The 16,382-nt window shown below is 69.7% G+C and carries 9 protein-coding genes; 6 read left to right on the forward strand and 3 right to left on the reverse strand.

What is annotated here, in order from left to right; all coding sequences use genetic code 11:
• Positions 1 to 45: 45 nt before the first annotated feature.
• A complete protein-coding gene (locus tag HUA75_RS11605) occupies positions 46 to 2,853 on the reverse strand; it encodes an ELWxxDGT repeat protein (RefSeq protein ID WP_174486387.1) in 2,808 nt (935 codons plus the stop codon).
• Positions 2,854 to 3,078: 225 nt separating this feature from the next.
• Here HUA75_RS11605 and HUA75_RS11610 point away from each other — a divergent pair, with 225 nt between their 5' ends.
• Positions 3,079 to 3,690, forward strand: a complete 612-nt coding sequence (locus HUA75_RS11610; RefSeq protein WP_174486388.1) for a hypothetical protein — start codon at positions 3,079 to 3,081, stop codon at positions 3,688 to 3,690.
• A gap of 3 nt (positions 3,691 to 3,693) precedes the next feature.
• Here the strand turns inward: HUA75_RS11610 and HUA75_RS11615 are convergent, their stop codons facing one another.
• Together HUA75_RS11615 and gltB are read right to left on the reverse strand one after the other, a co-directional pair.
• Positions 3,694 to 5,154 (reverse strand): glutamate synthase subunit beta, encoded by a 1,461-nt coding sequence (locus HUA75_RS11615; RefSeq protein WP_174486389.1) that lies wholly within the window; start codon positions 5,152 to 5,154, stop codon positions 3,694 to 3,696.
• 3 nt (positions 5,155 to 5,157) lie between these two features.
• Positions 5,158 to 9,714, reverse strand: coding sequence for a glutamate synthase large subunit (gltB, locus tag HUA75_RS11620; RefSeq protein ID WP_174486390.1), 4,557 nt, complete (start codon positions 9,712 to 9,714; stop codon positions 5,158 to 5,160).
• A gap of 314 nt (positions 9,715 to 10,028) precedes the next feature.
• Here gltB and HUA75_RS11625 point away from each other — a divergent pair, with 314 nt between their 5' ends.
• The 5 genes from HUA75_RS11625 to HUA75_RS11645 all read left to right on the forward strand — a co-directional run bounded on the left by HUA75_RS11625 (position 10,029) and on the right by HUA75_RS11645 (position 16,377).
• The gene (locus HUA75_RS11625; RefSeq protein ID WP_141646222.1) at positions 10,029 to 10,517 is read left to right on the forward strand and encodes an 8-oxo-dGTP diphosphatase; all 489 of its coding nucleotides are present in this window, start codon (positions 10,029 to 10,031) and stop codon (positions 10,515 to 10,517) included.
• A gap of 136 nt (positions 10,518 to 10,653) precedes the next feature.
• Positions 10,654 to 11,511, forward strand: coding sequence for an energy transducer TonB (locus tag HUA75_RS11630; protein ID WP_254627496.1), 858 nt, complete (start codon positions 10,654 to 10,656; stop codon positions 11,509 to 11,511).
• Positions 11,512 to 11,519: 8 nt separating this feature from the next.
• Positions 11,520 to 13,253, forward strand: coding sequence for a PepSY-associated TM helix domain-containing protein (locus HUA75_RS11635; protein WP_174486391.1), 1,734 nt, complete (start codon positions 11,520 to 11,522; stop codon positions 13,251 to 13,253).
• 221 nt (positions 13,254 to 13,474) lie between these two features.
• Positions 13,475 to 15,679 carry a TonB-dependent siderophore receptor gene (locus HUA75_RS11640; RefSeq protein WP_254627497.1) on the forward strand — a complete coding sequence of 735 codons (2,205 nt, stop codon included), beginning with the start codon at positions 13,475 to 13,477 and terminating at the stop codon, positions 15,677 to 15,679.
• Between the two features lie 17 nt (positions 15,680 to 15,696).
• On the forward strand, positions 15,697 to 16,377 hold the full coding sequence (locus HUA75_RS11645) for a Fe2+-dependent dioxygenase (protein ID WP_141646119.1): 681 nt from the start codon (positions 15,697 to 15,699) through the stop codon (positions 16,375 to 16,377).
• Positions 16,378 to 16,382: the final 5 nt, after the last annotated feature.

A 16,382-nucleotide genomic window follows, 5' to 3' on the forward strand; every position in this document is an offset into this window, starting at 1 on the left:
GGCGAAATATCTATTCCCGGCGAGCCCGGAGAGCCATGCGGGGCCTCAGCCGCCGTCGTCCGGGAGCTTCAGCACCCACCACTCGATTCCCTGGGCACCGTCGTCCGCGAGGAAGAAGACCTGGGGCCCCGCGCGCGTGAAGAAGTAGGGGAGCGCGCCGAGCTGTCCGGGTACCAGCTCCTGACGTAACCGCGTCCCGGACTCCATGCCGTGGGTCTCCCAGAGCTCGGCGCCATTGACGCCGTCGTCCGCATGGAAGAGGGCCGTCGTGCCCACGCCTGTCATCCAGCGGGGCTCCGAGTGGGCGGGGCCCGGGTGGATGTCCTTCACGAGGAAGGCGCTGCCGGGCGTGCCGTCGGTGCGCCACAGCTCGATGCCGTGGGTGCCGTCATCGGCGCTGAAGAGGACGCTTGAGCCCAGCTCGCCGAACCACAGGGGATAGGAGCCCTCCGGGCCGGGGTAGATGTCGAAGGCCAGGGTGGTGCCGCTCTCGGTGCCGTCGCTGAGCCAGGGCTCGCGGCCCGCCATGGGGTCCGCCGCCGCGAAGAAGACGCGGTCTCCCGCGACGGTGAAGGTGTCCGCGTATGAACCGCTCGGGCCCGGCCAGATGTCGCGCAGGAGCCGGGTACCGGCCTCGCTGCCATCACTGACCCAGGGCTCCTCGCCGTGCTCGCCGTCGTTGGCGGCGAAGACGAGCCGCGAGCCGAGGGTGGTGAAGGTGTTGGGGAACGAGCCGGTGGAGCCTGGGAGGAGGTCTTTCACCAGGTGTGTCCCGGGCTCGGTGCCGTCGCTGATGCCGAGCTCCCATCCGGCGTCAGGGAAGTTCGCGAGGAAGAAGATGCGCGAGCCCACCATGGTGAGGTAGCGCGGCGAGCCGTCCTCGGCGCCAGGGGCCAGGTCCTTGACGAGCGTGGTGCCCGCGGGGGTTCCGTCCGTGCGCCACAGCTCCTCGCCGTGGCTCGCATCGCGCGCGTTGAAGTACGCGATGCCGTCCAGCACGACCGGGGTTCCGTCGCCCTGGCTGCTCCCCGAGCCGGGCCGGATATCCTTCACCAGCACCGTGCCCTCGGTGGTGCCATCCGTGCGCCACAGCTCCCGGCCGTGGACGCCATTGTCGGCGAAGAAGAGGACCCATGGGCCGACGACGAAGAAGTCGGAGGGCTCGGAGGATAGGGGGCCCGGGCGCAGGTCCTTGATGAGCACGGTGCCCGCCGGGGTTCCGTCCGTGCGCCACAGCTCCTGGCCGACGCTGCCGTCGTCCGCGTCGAAGTAGAGCGTGTCGCCTCGCGTCGTCCACGCGCGGGTGTTGGCGCTGCCCGGGCCCGGGAAGATGTCCTGGATGAGTCGCGCGGGTGAGGGGCTCGAGTGCAGCGTGTCCTCGTCGTCGCCCGGCCACAGCAGGTGCTTCGTGGCGACTCGGAAGTCGTAGCCCACGTCCCGGGCCCACAGCTCCGCGCCGGTGCCGCGCTCGTTCGCGGTGAAGAACACCCTGCGGCCGCTGACCGTGAAGTCGCGCGCGGCGGACGAGAACGCGCCGGGGGACAGGTCCTCCAGTCGAGAGGTTCCGCGCCCGGAGCCATTGCTGCTCCAGGGCTCGTGGCCCTTCCCGGGCTCGCGCGCGGAGAAGTACAGCCGTCCCCTGGCCTCACGGAGGAAGGCGAGGGCGGAGCCCTGGGGACCGGGAGCGAGGTCCTTGACGAGCACGGTGCCGTCGGGCGTGCCGTCGCTGCGCCACAACTCGTCACCGTGCTGGGGAGACCAGGCGGAGAAGTAGAGGCGCCCGTCCATCGCGGTGAGTTCGCGGGGGTTGGAACTGGCGGAGCCCGCGGCGATGTCGCGCACGGGGAATGTCCCGAGCACGGAGCCATCGCTGCGCCACAGCTCGTCGCCATGGTCGGGGAAGCTGGTGACGAAGAAGAAGAGGTTGCCCGCGGCGCGAGCGCGCAAGGGCCCATCGAGCGTGGGGAACGGGAGGTCCATGAGCCTCACCGTGCCATTCGGGTTGCCGTTGCTCGTCCAGAGGGCGAGTGCGGGGAGTTCACCGGGAAGGACGTCGTCGTCCTCGTAGCTGACGAAGAAGAAGAGTCGACCGTCCACCTGGGTGAGCGCCCTGGGGCGGACGATGACGCTGGGCGGGGCATCGACTTCCTTCACGGCGACGGTGCCGCCGGTCGTGCCGTCGCTGCGCCAGAGGACCCGGTCGACGAAGAAGTAGAGCCGGCCTTGCGCTGCGACGAGTTGGGAAGGGAATGCGCCGGATGGACCTTCCGCGATGTCCTTCACCAGCGCGGTGCCTCCCTCGGTGCCATCCGTCCGCCAGAGCTCGACGCCGGACTGGCCGTCATGGGCGAAGAAGAAGAGGTGCTCGCCGAGCTGGACGAGGCTCTCGGGATGGGAGCCCAGGGGGCCTGGACGCAAGTCCACGACGAGGCGGGTGTTTGAACTCCGTCCTTCACTGCGCCACAGCTCCTCGCCGTGCTCGCCGTCATGGGCGACGAAGTAGAGCGTGTCTCCCACGGCGGTGAGCTCACGCGGCTCCGAGCCGAGGGGCCCAGCGCGGAGGTCCTTGACGAGGAAGGTGCCTCGGTCCGAGCCATCGCTCTTGAAGAGTTCGGTGCCTCGGGAGCGGTCGGTGGCGACGAAGTAGAGGGTGCCGTTGACGTCGGTCAGTTCATGCGGGCCGGAGCTGAGGCGGCCTCCCGCGATGTCGTCCACGGGGTAGGGGGAGTCCAGCACGTCCGGGGTGCCCCCCAGCTTTCCCATCGACAGGGTGTCCGCATCTCCTGCGCCACAGCAGAGCGCGGAGACCAGCAACGTGAGGAGCAGTGACAAAGGCAGGAGCGGCAACGCCATGAGGGACACCGTTCTTCGCGCGACATTTCTCGCGCGAGTGGGCGCCAAAGGTGGCTTGCTCCCGCCTCGTGAAAACCCACCCTCCAGGGACGGGGAATTGAGCGCTCGGGCACATCGCCACGGTCGGTCAGAGGCGACTCATCGGCCGAAGCCGCGTCGAGAAGCGCGCCACGGTGGATGGAACAACGTCAGCCTTGAGACGCCAACCTGGTCCTGGGGTCCAACATGCCCACGTCCATCAACGACCTGTCGACCTTCCTGACGCCGTTTACTCCCCGCCACTACTGCTACCTCCTGCCCCAGGAAACTCTCCAACCCGCGGACCTCGTGACGCTCTGCGCGGACCTGGCGTGGATGCTGGATCGGAAGCAGGAGGATCTCGCGGGGTGGTATCGGCCGCTGAGCCTCGCGTTGTTCGAGCGCCTCGGGCTCGTGAATCTTCCTCAGTATGAAGCGATGCGGGAGCAGACGTCAGGTGCCGAGCTGCTCAACGTGCTCGGTGTCGTCGACTCGCCGGATTTCGTCGATGGGCTGGGACGCGCGTGGCTGATGCGCAGCCGGCTCCTGGCGCTGCCCGAATGGGCGTCGGGGGTGCTGGAGGGGCACCCCTTCCAGCTCTCCATCTTCCATCGAAAGATGCCGACCGAGCTGCGTCCCATGGCTGAGGAAGTGGCCGATGCGTTGGCCGCTCACGCCAGGTCCGCGCTCCAACTTTCGCCGATGCTGGACCGCGCCATTATCGCGCTCTGGGGCTGCCCGCTCGAACGGCTCGACCAACGCGTCACCGTGGCCGAGCTCATCGCGGAGGGGCTTGAGCTCCAGACTTTCGAGCCCTGACGCTCAGAACGGACTGTCCGCGCCGCGTGTCGGCAGTACCGACACGCCGCCGGACAGGTACGCGTCGATGGACTTCGCCGCCTCGCGGCCATCGGACAGGGCCCAGACGATGAGGCTCGCGCCCCGGCTGGCATCCCCCGCGCTGTAGACGCCATCCGCCGAGGTGGCGAAGCGCTTGTCCACCTGCACCGTGCCGCGAGGTGAGAGCGCCACGCCCAGGTCGTCCACGAGTCCCGTTGTCTCCGGGCCGGTGAAGCCCATCGCCAGAATCAGCAGGTCCACCTCGAGCGTCGTCTCGGAGTCGGGAACCTCCACCAGCCTCGGGCCGCCGCCGACCGAGCGCTGCACCTCCACCTTCACGGCGTGCAGGGTCTCCAGCTTCCCGTCCGTGCCGACCAGTCGCTTCGTCTGCATCGCGAAGCCACGCTCGCCGCCTTCCTCCTGGCTCGACGACGTGCGGAAGACCACCGGCCACCGGGGCCACGGGTTGTCCAGCGCGCGCACGGAGGGAGGCGCGGGGAACAGCTCGATTTGCTGCACACTCTTCGCGCCCTGCCGCAGCGCCGTGCCCAGGCAGTCCGAGCCCGTGTCACCACCGCCCAGGATGACCACGCGCTTGCCCGCCGCGTTCAGTCGCTCCTGCTGTTCACCATGCCCATCCACGAGCCGGTTCTGGTGCTCCAGGTACTCCATGGCCTGCACCACGCCGCTCAGGTCGCGCCCGGGCACCTCCAGCTCACGCGCCCGTCGCGCGCCCATCGCCAGCAGCAGCGCGTCATGTCGCCCGCGCAGCTCGCGGAAGCTCACTGAGCCGCCCACGTCCACGCCGGTGCGGAACACCACGCCCTCCGCCTCCATCAGCGCGAGGCGACGGTCCACCACGGACTTCTCCAGCTTGAAGTCCGGAATCCCGTAGCGCAGCAGCCCTCCGGCCTTCGGGTCGCGCTCGTACACGGTGACGCTGTGACCGGCCGCATTGAGCTGCGCCGCCGCCGCCAGCCCCGCGGGACCCGAGCCCACCACGCCGACAGTTCGTCCCGTGCGTCGAGGGGGCGGCCGGGGCTTCACCCAGCCCTCCGTGAAGGCGCGCTCGGCGATCTCCTTCTCCATCTGCTCGATGGTCACCGCGTCGCGGTCGATGGCCAGCACGCACGCGGCCTCGCACGGCGCGGGGCACAGCCGGCCCGTCATCTCCGGGAAGCCGTTGGTGCGGGTGAGGATGTCGTACGCCTCGCGCCAGCGGCCCCGGTACACGGCCTCGTTGAAGTCCGGGATGAGGTTCCCGAGCGGACAGCCCTGGTGACAGAAGGGGACGCCACAGTCCATGCAGCGCCCTGCTTGTCGCTTGGCTTCCTCGGGAGCCAGCGGCAGCGCGAACTCCCGATAGTCGCCCAGCCGCTCCTGCTTCTCGCGCTTGTGCGGGTGGACGCGGGCCCACTCCATGAATCCGGTCGGCTTGCCCATGGTTCAGCCCCTCCCGCCGACGACGTGTTGGAGCTGCGCCCCCACCGAGGTCTCCGGTGGCTTCTTCGCCGCGCGTCGCGCCTGCAACACGCGCTTGTAGTCCGTCGGCATCACTTTCACGAACCGGGGCACCATCAGCTCCCAGTTGTCGAGCACCCGCCGCGCCAGCGCGCTGTGCGTATGCCGCAGGTGTCGCTCGACCATGCCGTGCACGAGCCAGATCTCCGACTCGTCCACCAGCGACTCCAGCTCCACCATCTCTAGGTTGCACCGCTGCCGGAAGGTCGACTCCTTGTCCAACACGTACGCGGTGCCGCCGCTCATGCCCGCCGCGAAGTTGCGGCCCGTGGGGCCCAGCACCACCACCACGCCGCCCGTCATGTACTCGCAGCCGTGGTCGCCCACGCCTTCCACCACCGCCTGCGCGCCGCTGTTGCGCACCGCGAAGCGCTCACCCGCGAGTCCTCGCAGGTACACCTCGCCCGCCGTGGCGCCGTAGAGGGCCGTGTTGCCCACCAGCACGTTCTCCTCCGCCACGAAGCGGCTGGACTGGTGCGGGTAGACGATGATGCGTCCGCCCGAGAGGCCCTTGCCCACGTAGTCGTTGGCGTCTCCCTCCAGCTCCAGCGTGACGCCGGAGACCAGGAACGCGCCGAAGCTCTGACCCGCCGAGCCCTTCATCCGCACGTGCAGCCGCCCGTCCGGGAGCCCTCGCGCCCCATACTTCTTGGCGATCTCCCCGGACAGCATGGCGCCCACCGCGCGGTGCGTGTTGCTCACCGGCCGCGTCAACAGCATGGCGGGGCCACCGTCGAGCACCGCCTTCGCGTCGCGAAGCAGCTCGTGGTCCAGGTGGTCCGACACATCCTTGGAGCGGGGCACCGTGCAGTGACGGGGCTCGCTCTCCGGAGCAGCGGGCGCGGCCAGCAGCGCGGAGAGGTCCACGCGTCGCGCCTTCCAGTGGTCCACCGACGCGCGCTGGCGCAGCAGGTCCACCCGGCCCACCAGCTCCTCCATCGTCCGAGCCCCCAGCGCCGCCATCTTGCGCCGCAGGTCCTCCGCGATGAGCAGGAAGAAGTTCACCACGTCCTCGGGCTTGCCCTGGAAGCGCTCTCGCAGCGCTCCGTCCTGCGTGGCGATGCCGGCCGAGCACGTGTTGAGGTGGCACTTGCGCAGCATGATGCAGCCCACGGCCACGAGGCTCGCGGTGGCCATGCCGAACTCCTCGGCGCCCAAGAGCGCGGCCACCAGCACGTCGCGCGCGGTGCGCAGGCCGCCGTCCGCCTGCACGCGGATGCGCGAGCGAAGGCCGTTGTGCACCAGCACCTGCTGCGTCTCCGCGAGGCCCAGCTCCCACGGAAGACCCGCGTGGTGGATGCTCGAAATCGGCGAGGCGCCCGTGCCGCCCTCGTAGCCGGAGATGACGACGCAGCCCGCGCCCGCCTTCGCCACGCCCGCGGCGATGGTGCCCACGCCCACCTCGCTCACCAGCTTCACGCTCACCCGCGCCTTCGGGTTGGTGGACTGGAGGTCGTAGATGAGCTGCGCCAGGTCCTCGATGGAATAGATGTCGTGGTGCGGAGGAGGGGAGATGAGCGTCACGCCCGGCGTGGACCAGCGGACCTTGGCGATGCGCTCGTCCACCTTGTGGCCCGGAAGCTGCCCGCCCTCGCCGGGCTTGGCGCCCTGGGCGACCTTGATCTGCAGCTCGTCCGCGTTGACCAGGTACTCGGTGGTGACACCGAAGCGCGCGCTCGCCACCTGCTTGATGGCGCTGCGGCGCAGGTCGCCGTGCTCGTCCGGCTGGTAGCGCCGGGACTCCTCGCCGCCCTCGCCGCTGTTGGACCTGCCACCCAGCCGGTTCATCGCGATGGCCAGCGTCTCGTGGGCCTCCGCGCTGATGGAGCCGAAGGACATGGCACCCGTGACGAAGCGACGCGCCAGCGACAGGGCCGGCTCTACTTCTTCCAGGGGGACGGGACGACAACCCTCGGTCACGACCTCCAGGAGACCGCGCAGGTTACAGTGCTCGTGCGTCTCGTCGTCCGCCAGCCGCGAGTACTCCGCGAACTGCGCCGCGTCGTTGCCGCGCACCGCCGCCTGGAGCTTGGCGATTGTCGCCGGGTTCCACTTGTGTCGCTCACCCTGTCGGCGCCAGCGGTACTGGCCGCCCACGGGGACCTGGCCCTCCGCCGTCTCGAAGCCGCGCGCGTGGCGCTCCGCGACCTCCCGCCCCAGCTCGGGCAGGCCCACGCCTTCCACTCGGGAGGGCGTACCGGTGAAGTGGCGTTCAATCAGGCCGCGCTGAAGTCCCACCGCTTCGAACAACTGGGAGCCTCGGTAGGACTGGAGCGTGGAGATGCCCATCTTGGACATCACCTTCATCAGTCCTTCCTCCACGGCGTGGATGAAGCGCTCCTGCGCCTTCTCCGCGTCCACCCCCAGCTCGCCCCCGTCCGCCATCGCCCGCACCGTGTCCAGCGCCAGGTACGGATTCACCGCCGCCGCGCCGTAGCTGAAGAGGCAGGCGAAGTGATGCACCTCACGCGCCTCCGCCGTCTCCAACAGGAGGCCCGTGTACATGCGGATGCCGTCACGGACCAGTCGCTGGTGCACCGCGGACATGGCCAGCAGCGCGGGGATGGCCGCGTGCGTGACGTCCACGCCCCGGTCGCTCAGGAGCAGGATGCTCGCGCCCGCGTCCACCGCGTCGACCGCCGCCGCGCACAGCTTCTCCACCGCCGCTTCCAGCGCGCCCTCTCCGCCGTCCAGGGGATAGAGCAGCGACAGGCGCTTCGTCTCGAACAGGCCCTCGCCGTGGATGGAGGCCAGCCGCGCGAGCTGCCCGTTGGTGAGGATGGGGCCGGGAAGCGAGAGCCGATGGCACTGCTCGGGCGTCTCCTCGAAGGTATTGCTCTCAGGGCCCAGCGCCGTCGCCAGCGTCATCACCAGCGACTCGCGCAGCGGGTCGATGGGCGGGTTCGTCACCTGCGCGAAGAGCTGGTGGAAGTACGAGAAGAGGCTGGGGGCCTGGTCGCTGAGCACCGCCAGCGGCGTGTCCGTGCCCATGGAGCCCACCGGCTCCTTGCCCGTCTCCGCCATGGGGGTGATGACCGAGCGGATGTCCTCCACCGTGTAGCCGAACGCGCCCTGGAGTCGCGTCAGCTCGTCACCTCGCAGCCGCTCCGGCGCGGCGATGGTGGGCAGGTCGTCGAAGGTGAAGACGTTGCGTTGGAGCCAGCGACGGTAGGGCCAGCGCGTGCTGATGTCGCGCTTCACCTCTTCGTCCTCCAGGATGCGGCCCTCGGTGGTGTCCACCAGCAGCATGCGGCCCGGCGTCAGGCGCCCCTTGCGGCGCACCTGCGAGGGCGGCACGTCGATGACGCCCGTCTCCGAGGCGAGGATGATGCGGTCATCCTCCGTGACAAGGTAGCGCGCTGGCCGCAGCCCGTTGCGGTCCAACGTCGCGCCGATGAGCTGCCCGTCCGTGAAGGCGATGGCCGCGGGCCCGTCCCACGGCTCCAAGAGCGCGGAGGAGTACTCGTAGAACGCGCGCTTCTCGTCCGACATCAGCGCGTCGCCCTCCCACGCCTCCGGAATCATCATCATCATCGCGTGGGGCAGGGTGCGGCCGCCCAGGTAGAGCAGCTCCACCATGTTGTCGAACTGCGCGGAGTCGCTCTTGCCCGGGACGATGATGGGCCACAGCGGCTCCAGGCTCCCGCCCAACCGCGCCGTCTGGAGCAGCCCGCGACGCGCCGTCATCCAGTTGCGATTGCCACGCAGGGTATTGATTTCGCCGTTGTGCGCGATGAAGCGGAACGGCTGCGCCAGCTCCCACGTGGGGAACGTGTTGGTGGAGAAGCGCGAGTGCACCAGCCCCAGCGCGCTGACGAACTCCGTGTGCTGGAGGTCCGGGTAGAAGCGCGGCAGGTCCGCCGGGAGCAGCAGCCCCTTGTAGACGAGCGTCTCCGAGGAGAGGCTGGCCAGGTGGAAGCGGCCCATCGGGTCCACGCCGCGCGCCTGCACGCGGTTCTCCGTCAGCTTGCGGATGCGGTACAGCTTTCGCTCGAACGCGCTGGGCACCACGCGGCGCCGCGCGATGAAGAGCTGGCGGATGACGGGCGCGGCCTCGCGAGCCACCGGCCCCAGGTGCTCCGGCGCCACCGGGACGTCGCGCCAGCCGAGCACGCGCTGACCCTCCTCGGCGACGACCTCCTCCAGCACCGCCTCGCAGGCGGCCCGGGCTTCAACCTCTTGCGGCAGGAACACCTGCGCCACGCCGTACTGTCGACGCGGAGGCAGCTCGAAGCCCAGCTCCGGCGCCTCATGCTCGAAGAAGCGGTGCGGCAACTGGACGAGGATGCCGGCGCCGTCTCCCGTTCGAGGATCCTTCCCCGCGGCCGCCCGGTGACTCAGGCGGTTGAGCAGTTCCAGGGCGTCCTCGACAATGCCTCGAGAGCGCTCACCTCGCAGGTGAGCCACGAAGCCCACTCCGCAGGCATCGTGTTCGGTCTCGGGCTCGTAGAGGCCGTACCGGCCGGGGAGGATCGCGGTCATCAACTTCCCCTTTCCCGCCTGACGCGGGAGGTCATCGCTGTGTCGCTACACGCTAACGCGACGCGTCGACTCCCGTAAAGAAGCCACGAGCGAGAGGCCGGTGGTTGGGCAGTGGGCCAAGGGGCCTTGCCGGCCACCCCCAAGACGGAGGCCCTCGTCAATGGGTGGCCAGTCGATTGCCCTCGGGGGAGGGGCGGCCTCGTCACGCCGTGGGAGGGACCCACCGTGGTGGGTGGACCGGGGGCGCCCAGGATTCGCTATGAAGCGGCGCGTCCGCGCGAGCTCTTCTCGCACGGCGTCATGAGGACCGCGCCATGCCCTACACCCCCATCATCGGCACCCTGGGCTACGTGATGTCGCCGGACGGGCAACGGGTGCTGCTGATCCACCGCAACGCCAGGCCCGACGACGCGCACCTGGGCAAGTACAACGGGCTCGGCGGGAAGATGGAGCGCGACGAGGACGTGGGCGCGTGCATGCGCCGCGAGATTCGCGAAGAGGCGGGCATCGAGTGCACGCGCATGGTCCTTCGCGGCACGCTGTCCTGGCCCGGCTTCGGCAAGCACGGTGAGGACTGGCTCGGCTTCGTCTTCCGCATCGACGCCTTCGAGGGCACGCCGCTGGAGCGCAACGCGGAGGGCACGCTGTCCTGGGTGCCCCTCGACGAGCTTCCTCGCCTGCCCATGTGGGACGGAGACCGGCACTTCCTGCCGCTCGTGTTCGACGAGGACCCTCGGCCGTTTCACGGCGTCATGCCGTATTCCGGGGGACGCGCGTTGAGCTGGAGTTTCACGCGGCTGTGAGACGCACCCTGTCTGGGTTTGCCACGCGCGGGGTGCGTGTATCGGCCACTGTGATGAAACAAATACGCCCAAGTCGAGCTTGCGCGTTGACGAGCCCTGGCTCGTGGGCGTAGTTCTATGGAATCTGAATATGAGAATGGTTCTCAATTTCAATATCCCCTCCATGGAGGGCGTCCCGCCGGCCGAGCGGAGCGTGTCGTCCGGGCAGTTGTTCCGCCTGGGCGAGACGTTGGAAGGCGAAGGCGTCTGGGCCCGGTGGGGCTGGGCGCTCGTCATGGCGGTGGTGGTTCACGTGGGGGTGTTGGGGGTGGGAATGGCGCTGCCCGCGCCCGCCCAGGTGGCGCCCGTGGCGGAGGATCCGGAGTTGGTGTTCCTCTCCTTCGCGCCCCCTCCGCCCGCATCGGGAGGTGCTCCGCGTCCCGCTTCGGTCGAGCGTGCGTCGCGGCAGGCCCGCCCTCGCGCGCCGCGTCCGGTGGTGGTGCCTCGGGCCGTGGTGCCGCAGCAGAGGCCCGAGGTCGTCGAGCCCACGCCGCCCGAGGAGGCTCCGGCCGTTGAAGAGGCGGAGACGAGCGCGCCCGAGGCCACCGCGGAGGCTCGTCCCGAAGACACGTCGAAGCCGAGCGTGGTGGGGGGCGTCGCGGGTGGGGTGGCTGGCGGCACGCAGGGCGGCATCGTCGGCGCCCCGGGGGGGACGGGCGAGGCAGTGGGGTTGGGGCAGGTGCTGCGACCTCCGTCCGTCTTGAAGCAGCTCACGCCGGAGTACCCCCGTCGGGCTCGCGTCGATGGCGTCCAGGGGCTCGTCCTGGTGCGCATCATCGTCGGCACGGACGGTGAGGTTGAGACCGAGCACACGCGGGTCATCCGCTCCATTCCCATGCTCGATTCGGCGGCCATCGCGGCCGTCAATCGGTGGCGCTTCACGCCGGCCATCGGACGCCAGGGCAAGCCCGTGCGCGTCATCCTCGAGCTTCCCGTCCAGTTCTCCTTGAATTGAAGCAGGTCATGGCCCTCCCGCTCCGCAAGCCGCTGTTCTGGATTCATCTTGTCGTCGGTGTCGTCGTTGGCATCGTCGTCGCCATCATGTCGGTGACGGGGGTGGCCATCGCGTTCGAGTCCCAGGTGCTCGAGTGGGCGGAGGCCGAGGCTCGCGCCGTGCCGGCTCCCGAGGCGGAGGTCCGGCGGCTGCCCATCGAGGCGCTGGTGGCGAAGGTTCGCGAGGCGAAGCCCGAGGCCCAGGTGTCGGGTGTCACGGTGTATCCGTCCGCGACGGCGGCCGCGCAGGTGGCCCTGGGGCGCGCTGGCGTCGTGTTCGTCAATCCCTACACGGGCGAGGTGCGGGAGGGTGGGGCGAAGGGTTGGCGGGACTTCTTCCATGTGATGGAGGACTGGCACCGGTGGCTCGCGACGGGCGGCGACAATCGCGCCATCGGCAAGGCGATCACCGGCGCGTCCAACGCGGGCTTCCTGTTCCTGGCGTTGTCGGGGCTCTACCTGTGGTGGCCGCGCAAGTGGACGCTGAAGACGGTGCGCCCGGTGCTCTGGTTCAAGCGGGGATTGAAGGGCAAGCCTCGCGACTTCAACTGGCACAACGTCATCGGGCTCTGGTCGATGCCGGTGCTGGTGGTGCTCACGGCGTCCGGCATGGTCATCTCGTACAAGTGGGCGTCGGACTTCGTCTACTCGGTGACGGGCAACGCTGCGCCAGCGACGCAGGGGCCTCCGGGGTCGGCGGGCGTGAAGGTGACGCCGCCGGAGAGTGGAGGGCCGCGCAAGGAACTGGGTGCGCTCCTCGCGACGGTCCAGGAGCAGGTTCCCGCCTGGTCGAGCATCACGTATCGGCTGCCGTCGCCGCCCCGAGGGGCAGGTGGGCAGGACAAGCCGTCCGCTCCCCCAGGGCAGGCACCGTCCGCGCCGCCACAGGCAGGGCAGGGTGAGCCTGGCGCTCGCGCCGAGGCTCCGGTCGTGGCGGGTGAGCGTCGCGCTGAGTCCCCCGTCACCAACAGTGAGCGTCGCACCGAGACACCAGCGGGTGAGGGTGCGCCTCGCGCCGAGTCGCGGGGTGGTGCGCCCGTCGGGGAAGGTGAGCGCCGTGTTGAGGCACCGGCCGCTGAGGGCGAGCGTCGCGCCGAGTCGCGGGGTGGTGCGCCCGTCGGGGAAGGTGAGCGCCGTGTTGAGGCACCGGCCGCTGAGGGCGAGCGTCGCGCCGAGTCGCGGGGTGGTGCGCCCGTCGCGGAAGGTGAGCGCCGTGTTGAGGCACCGGCCGCTGAGGGCGAGCGTCGCGCCGAGTCGCGGGGTGGTGCGCCCGTCGCGGAAGGTGAGCGCCGAGCCGAAGGCAAGTCGCGCGGTGAATCGCGCGGCCCGAAGGGCGACAGCGACGGCAAGGTCGACGCCGTCACCTTCAACGTGAAGGAACAGGATGGATGGCCGCTGTTCGCCTCCACGCAGTTCTCGGTGGACCCGTTCTCGGGCGTCATCGCGAAGCGTGAGGGCTTCGCGGACTTCAACAGCGGACGCAAGCTGAGGACCTGGCTGCGCTTCCTCCACACCGGCGAGGCGCTCGGGTGGGTGGGCCAGCTCATCGCCGCGATGGCCTCGCTCGGTGGTGTCTTCCTCGTGTGGACCGGCTTCGCCCTGTCGTGGCGACGCTTCTTCCCGAAGCGAAACCCGCGCACTTCGACGCCCGTGCCGGCGTCGTCCGAGCCCACGCCCGTGAGCTCGCCGGAGACCCCCGCCTAGGACACCTCGAAACGGGCGGGCGAGGTTCCCGCGACGCCTTCGGGCGTCCTTTAGTTGATTCTGAAAATCGCAGTCATTCTCAATTTAACTGGAACGGCCCCTCAATGGGCCTGGGAGTGGGGAGAGTCATGTCGTTCATCAAGTCACGCAGCCCTAGAATCCGGACGAGCGCGGGTCACACGGGAGGAATTCGTTCCGCGCTGAGGCCGTGGGGTCCCGCGATGGGGCTCGCATCGGCGCTGGCGGCCGGTGGGGCGGTGGCGCAGGAGCAGGAAGCACAGCAGGTGCCGGTGGCGGCGGAGGCCCCGGTGGAGGCCGCGCCCGTGGAGCCCCAGGCCACGACGCCCGTGCCGGAAACCCAGGGCACCGAGGGTCACTTCACGCTGCCCACCGTGCAGGTGCAGGGCGACGCGGAGGGCTATCAGGTCAAGGAGAGCTCTCTGCCCCGCGTCCAGCGCGCGCTCGTGAATACGCCGCAGTCCGTGACGGTGGTGCCGGAGGAGGTGCTCGAGGAGCAGCAGGCGACCACGGTGCGGGACGCGCTGCGCAACGTCTCCGGCATCACCATGAGCGCCGGCGAAGGGGGACGTCAGGGTGACGCCTTCATCCTGCGTGGTTTCTCCGCGCAGAACGACGTGTCTCGCGACGGCGCGCGAGACTTGGGCTGGTTCACCCGCGACACGTTCAACCTGGAGGGCGTGGAGGCGTACTTCGGTCCGTCCTCGGTGCTCTTCGGCCGTGGCTCCACGGGCGGCGCCATCAACCTGGTGACGAAGAAGCCCAAGCGCACGTCCTTCCAGGAGGTCGCGCTGAGCGGCGGCACCGCGCCGTCGGGCCGCGTCGAGGCGGACCTCAACGAGGCGGTGTCGGAGAACTTCCAGGCGCGCCTCAACCTCATGGGCCAGCTGGCCTCCACGGCGGGCCGCGATGTCGTCCAGGACAACCGGCTGGGCCTGGCGCCCTCGCTGCGCTTCAAGGTGGCGGAGCAGACCACGCTGGAGCTCGACTACCTCTTCCAGCGCGAGGACGGCCTTCCCGACTACGGCGTGCCCTACTTCAACGGCAAGCCCGTCACGGAGACGCTGGATGTCCCGCGCGGGAACTTCTACGGCGTGAAGGCGGACACCGAGCGCGTGGATGCCCACGTCGCCACGGCGCGCCTCACCCAGGGACTGGGCGAGCAGTTCCAGTTCACCAACACGCTGCGCTTCGGCCGCGTGGACCGCTTCGCCAGCCCCACCGCGCCGCGCGGCCTCACCCCCGCGGGCGCGCCGACCACCATCGGCCGGCAGCGCTTCCAGACGGAGACGGACAACTCCGTCGTCTCCAACCAGGCCACCGTGGGCGGCGAAGTGGAGACGGGCTTCATCAAGCACACCGCGAACGCGGGCGTGGAGCTGTCGTGGGAGAAGCGCGGCCAGTCCCGCGACAACCTCAACGCCGTGGGCCTGCCCACCGGCCCCAACATCCCGGCGGACCTGTTCGAGCCGGACGCGGAGCCGGACCTGTCCGCGGTGTCGCCGGTGTTCTCCGGCTCCAACGTGAGCATCCAGCGGACGCTCGGCCTCTTCGCCGCGGACCAGGTGCAGGTGGGGCAGTACCTGGAGCTGGTGGGCTCGCTGCGCTGGGACGTCTTCAACACCGACTACTCCACCACGGGCAACACCGGCGCCAAGAGCCGGCTGCGCAAGAGCGACCACCTCTTCAACTGGCGTGCGGGCGTCGTCCTGCACCCGGCGGAGAAGGTGAGCGTCTATGGCATGTACGGCACGTCCTCCAGCCCCTCCGCGGAGCTGGGCTCGGTGTCCGCGGACACCGTGAGCCTGGACCCGGAGAAGAACGCCATCCTGGAGGCGGGCGCCAAGGCGGACCTGCTCGACGGCCGGCTCGGGCTGACGGGCGCGGTGTTCCGAATCACGAAGACGGACGCGCGCGTGCCCAACACGGACCCGGAGGGGCCGCCGCAGGTGCTCGAGGGTGAGCAGCGCGTGCAGGGCTTCAACGTGGGCATCGCCGGCACCATCGTCGAGCGCTGGAAGGTGCTCGCCAACTACACGTTGATGGACTCCGCCATCGTGGAGCACACGAACGCGTTCCTCGTGGGCCAGCGGCTGCCCAACACGCCGCGCCACAGCATCTCCCTGTGGACGACGTACTCGCCGCTGAAGGACTTCACCGTGGGCGGCGGCGCCGTCTACCAGGACGTGACGAGCGTCAGCAATCCCGCGGCGCCCACCACGGCGACCAGTTACGTGCCGAACTTCTGGCGCTTCGATGCGTTCGCCAGCTACGCGTTCGGCAAGGCGCAGGTCCAGCTCAACGTCTACAACCTCACCGACACGCTGTATTACGACCAGTACTACGGCGGCCACGCGGTGCCCGCCGATGGCGTGTCCGCGCTGCTGACGGCGCGTTACCGCTTCTAACCAAGAGGGTCGCGGTCATGATGTTGCACATTCCCAATGTCCTGACCGCGCCCGAGGTGGCCCGCTGCCGCGCGGTGATGGAGCAGGCGGACTGGACGGACGGCAAGGTCACGGCCGGCCACCAGTCCGCCCAGGTGAAGAAGAACCTCCAGCTCCCCGAAGGCGGCGCCGCCGCGCGGGAGCTGGGGGAACTCGTCCTGGCGGGGCTGGAGCGCAGTCCGCTCTTCATCTCCGCCGTGCTTCCGCAGCGCGTGTTTCCCCCGCTGTTCAACCGCTACGACACGAGCATGTCCTTCGGCTCGCACGTGGACGGCGCCATCCGCCCCGTTCCCGGGACGGGGCAGCGCGTGCGCACCGATGTGTCCGCGACGCTCTTCCTCTCCGAGCCGGACAGCTATGACGGTGGAGAGCTGGTGGTGGAAGACACGTACGGCCACCACGCGGTGAAGCTGCCCGCGGGGGACCTCATCATCTACCCGTCGACGAGCCTGCACCACGTCACCCCGGTGACGAGGGGGGCGCGGCTCGCTTCGTTCTTCTGGGTGCAGAGCATGGTGCGCGACGTGTCCCGGCGCGCCCTGCTGTTCGACATGGACACCGCCATCATGCAGCTCAACCAGGAGGTGCCCAGGAGCCCCTCACTGGTCATGCTGACGGGCGTGTACCACAACCTGCTCCGCCAGTGGGCGGAGCCCTGAGTCAC

The organism is Myxococcus sp. CA040A, from assembly GCF_013336725.1.
Classification (GTDB): Bacteria; Myxococcota; Myxococcia; order Myxococcales; family Myxococcaceae; genus Myxococcus; species Myxococcus llanfairpwllgwyngyllgogerychwyrndrobwllllantysiliogogogochensis.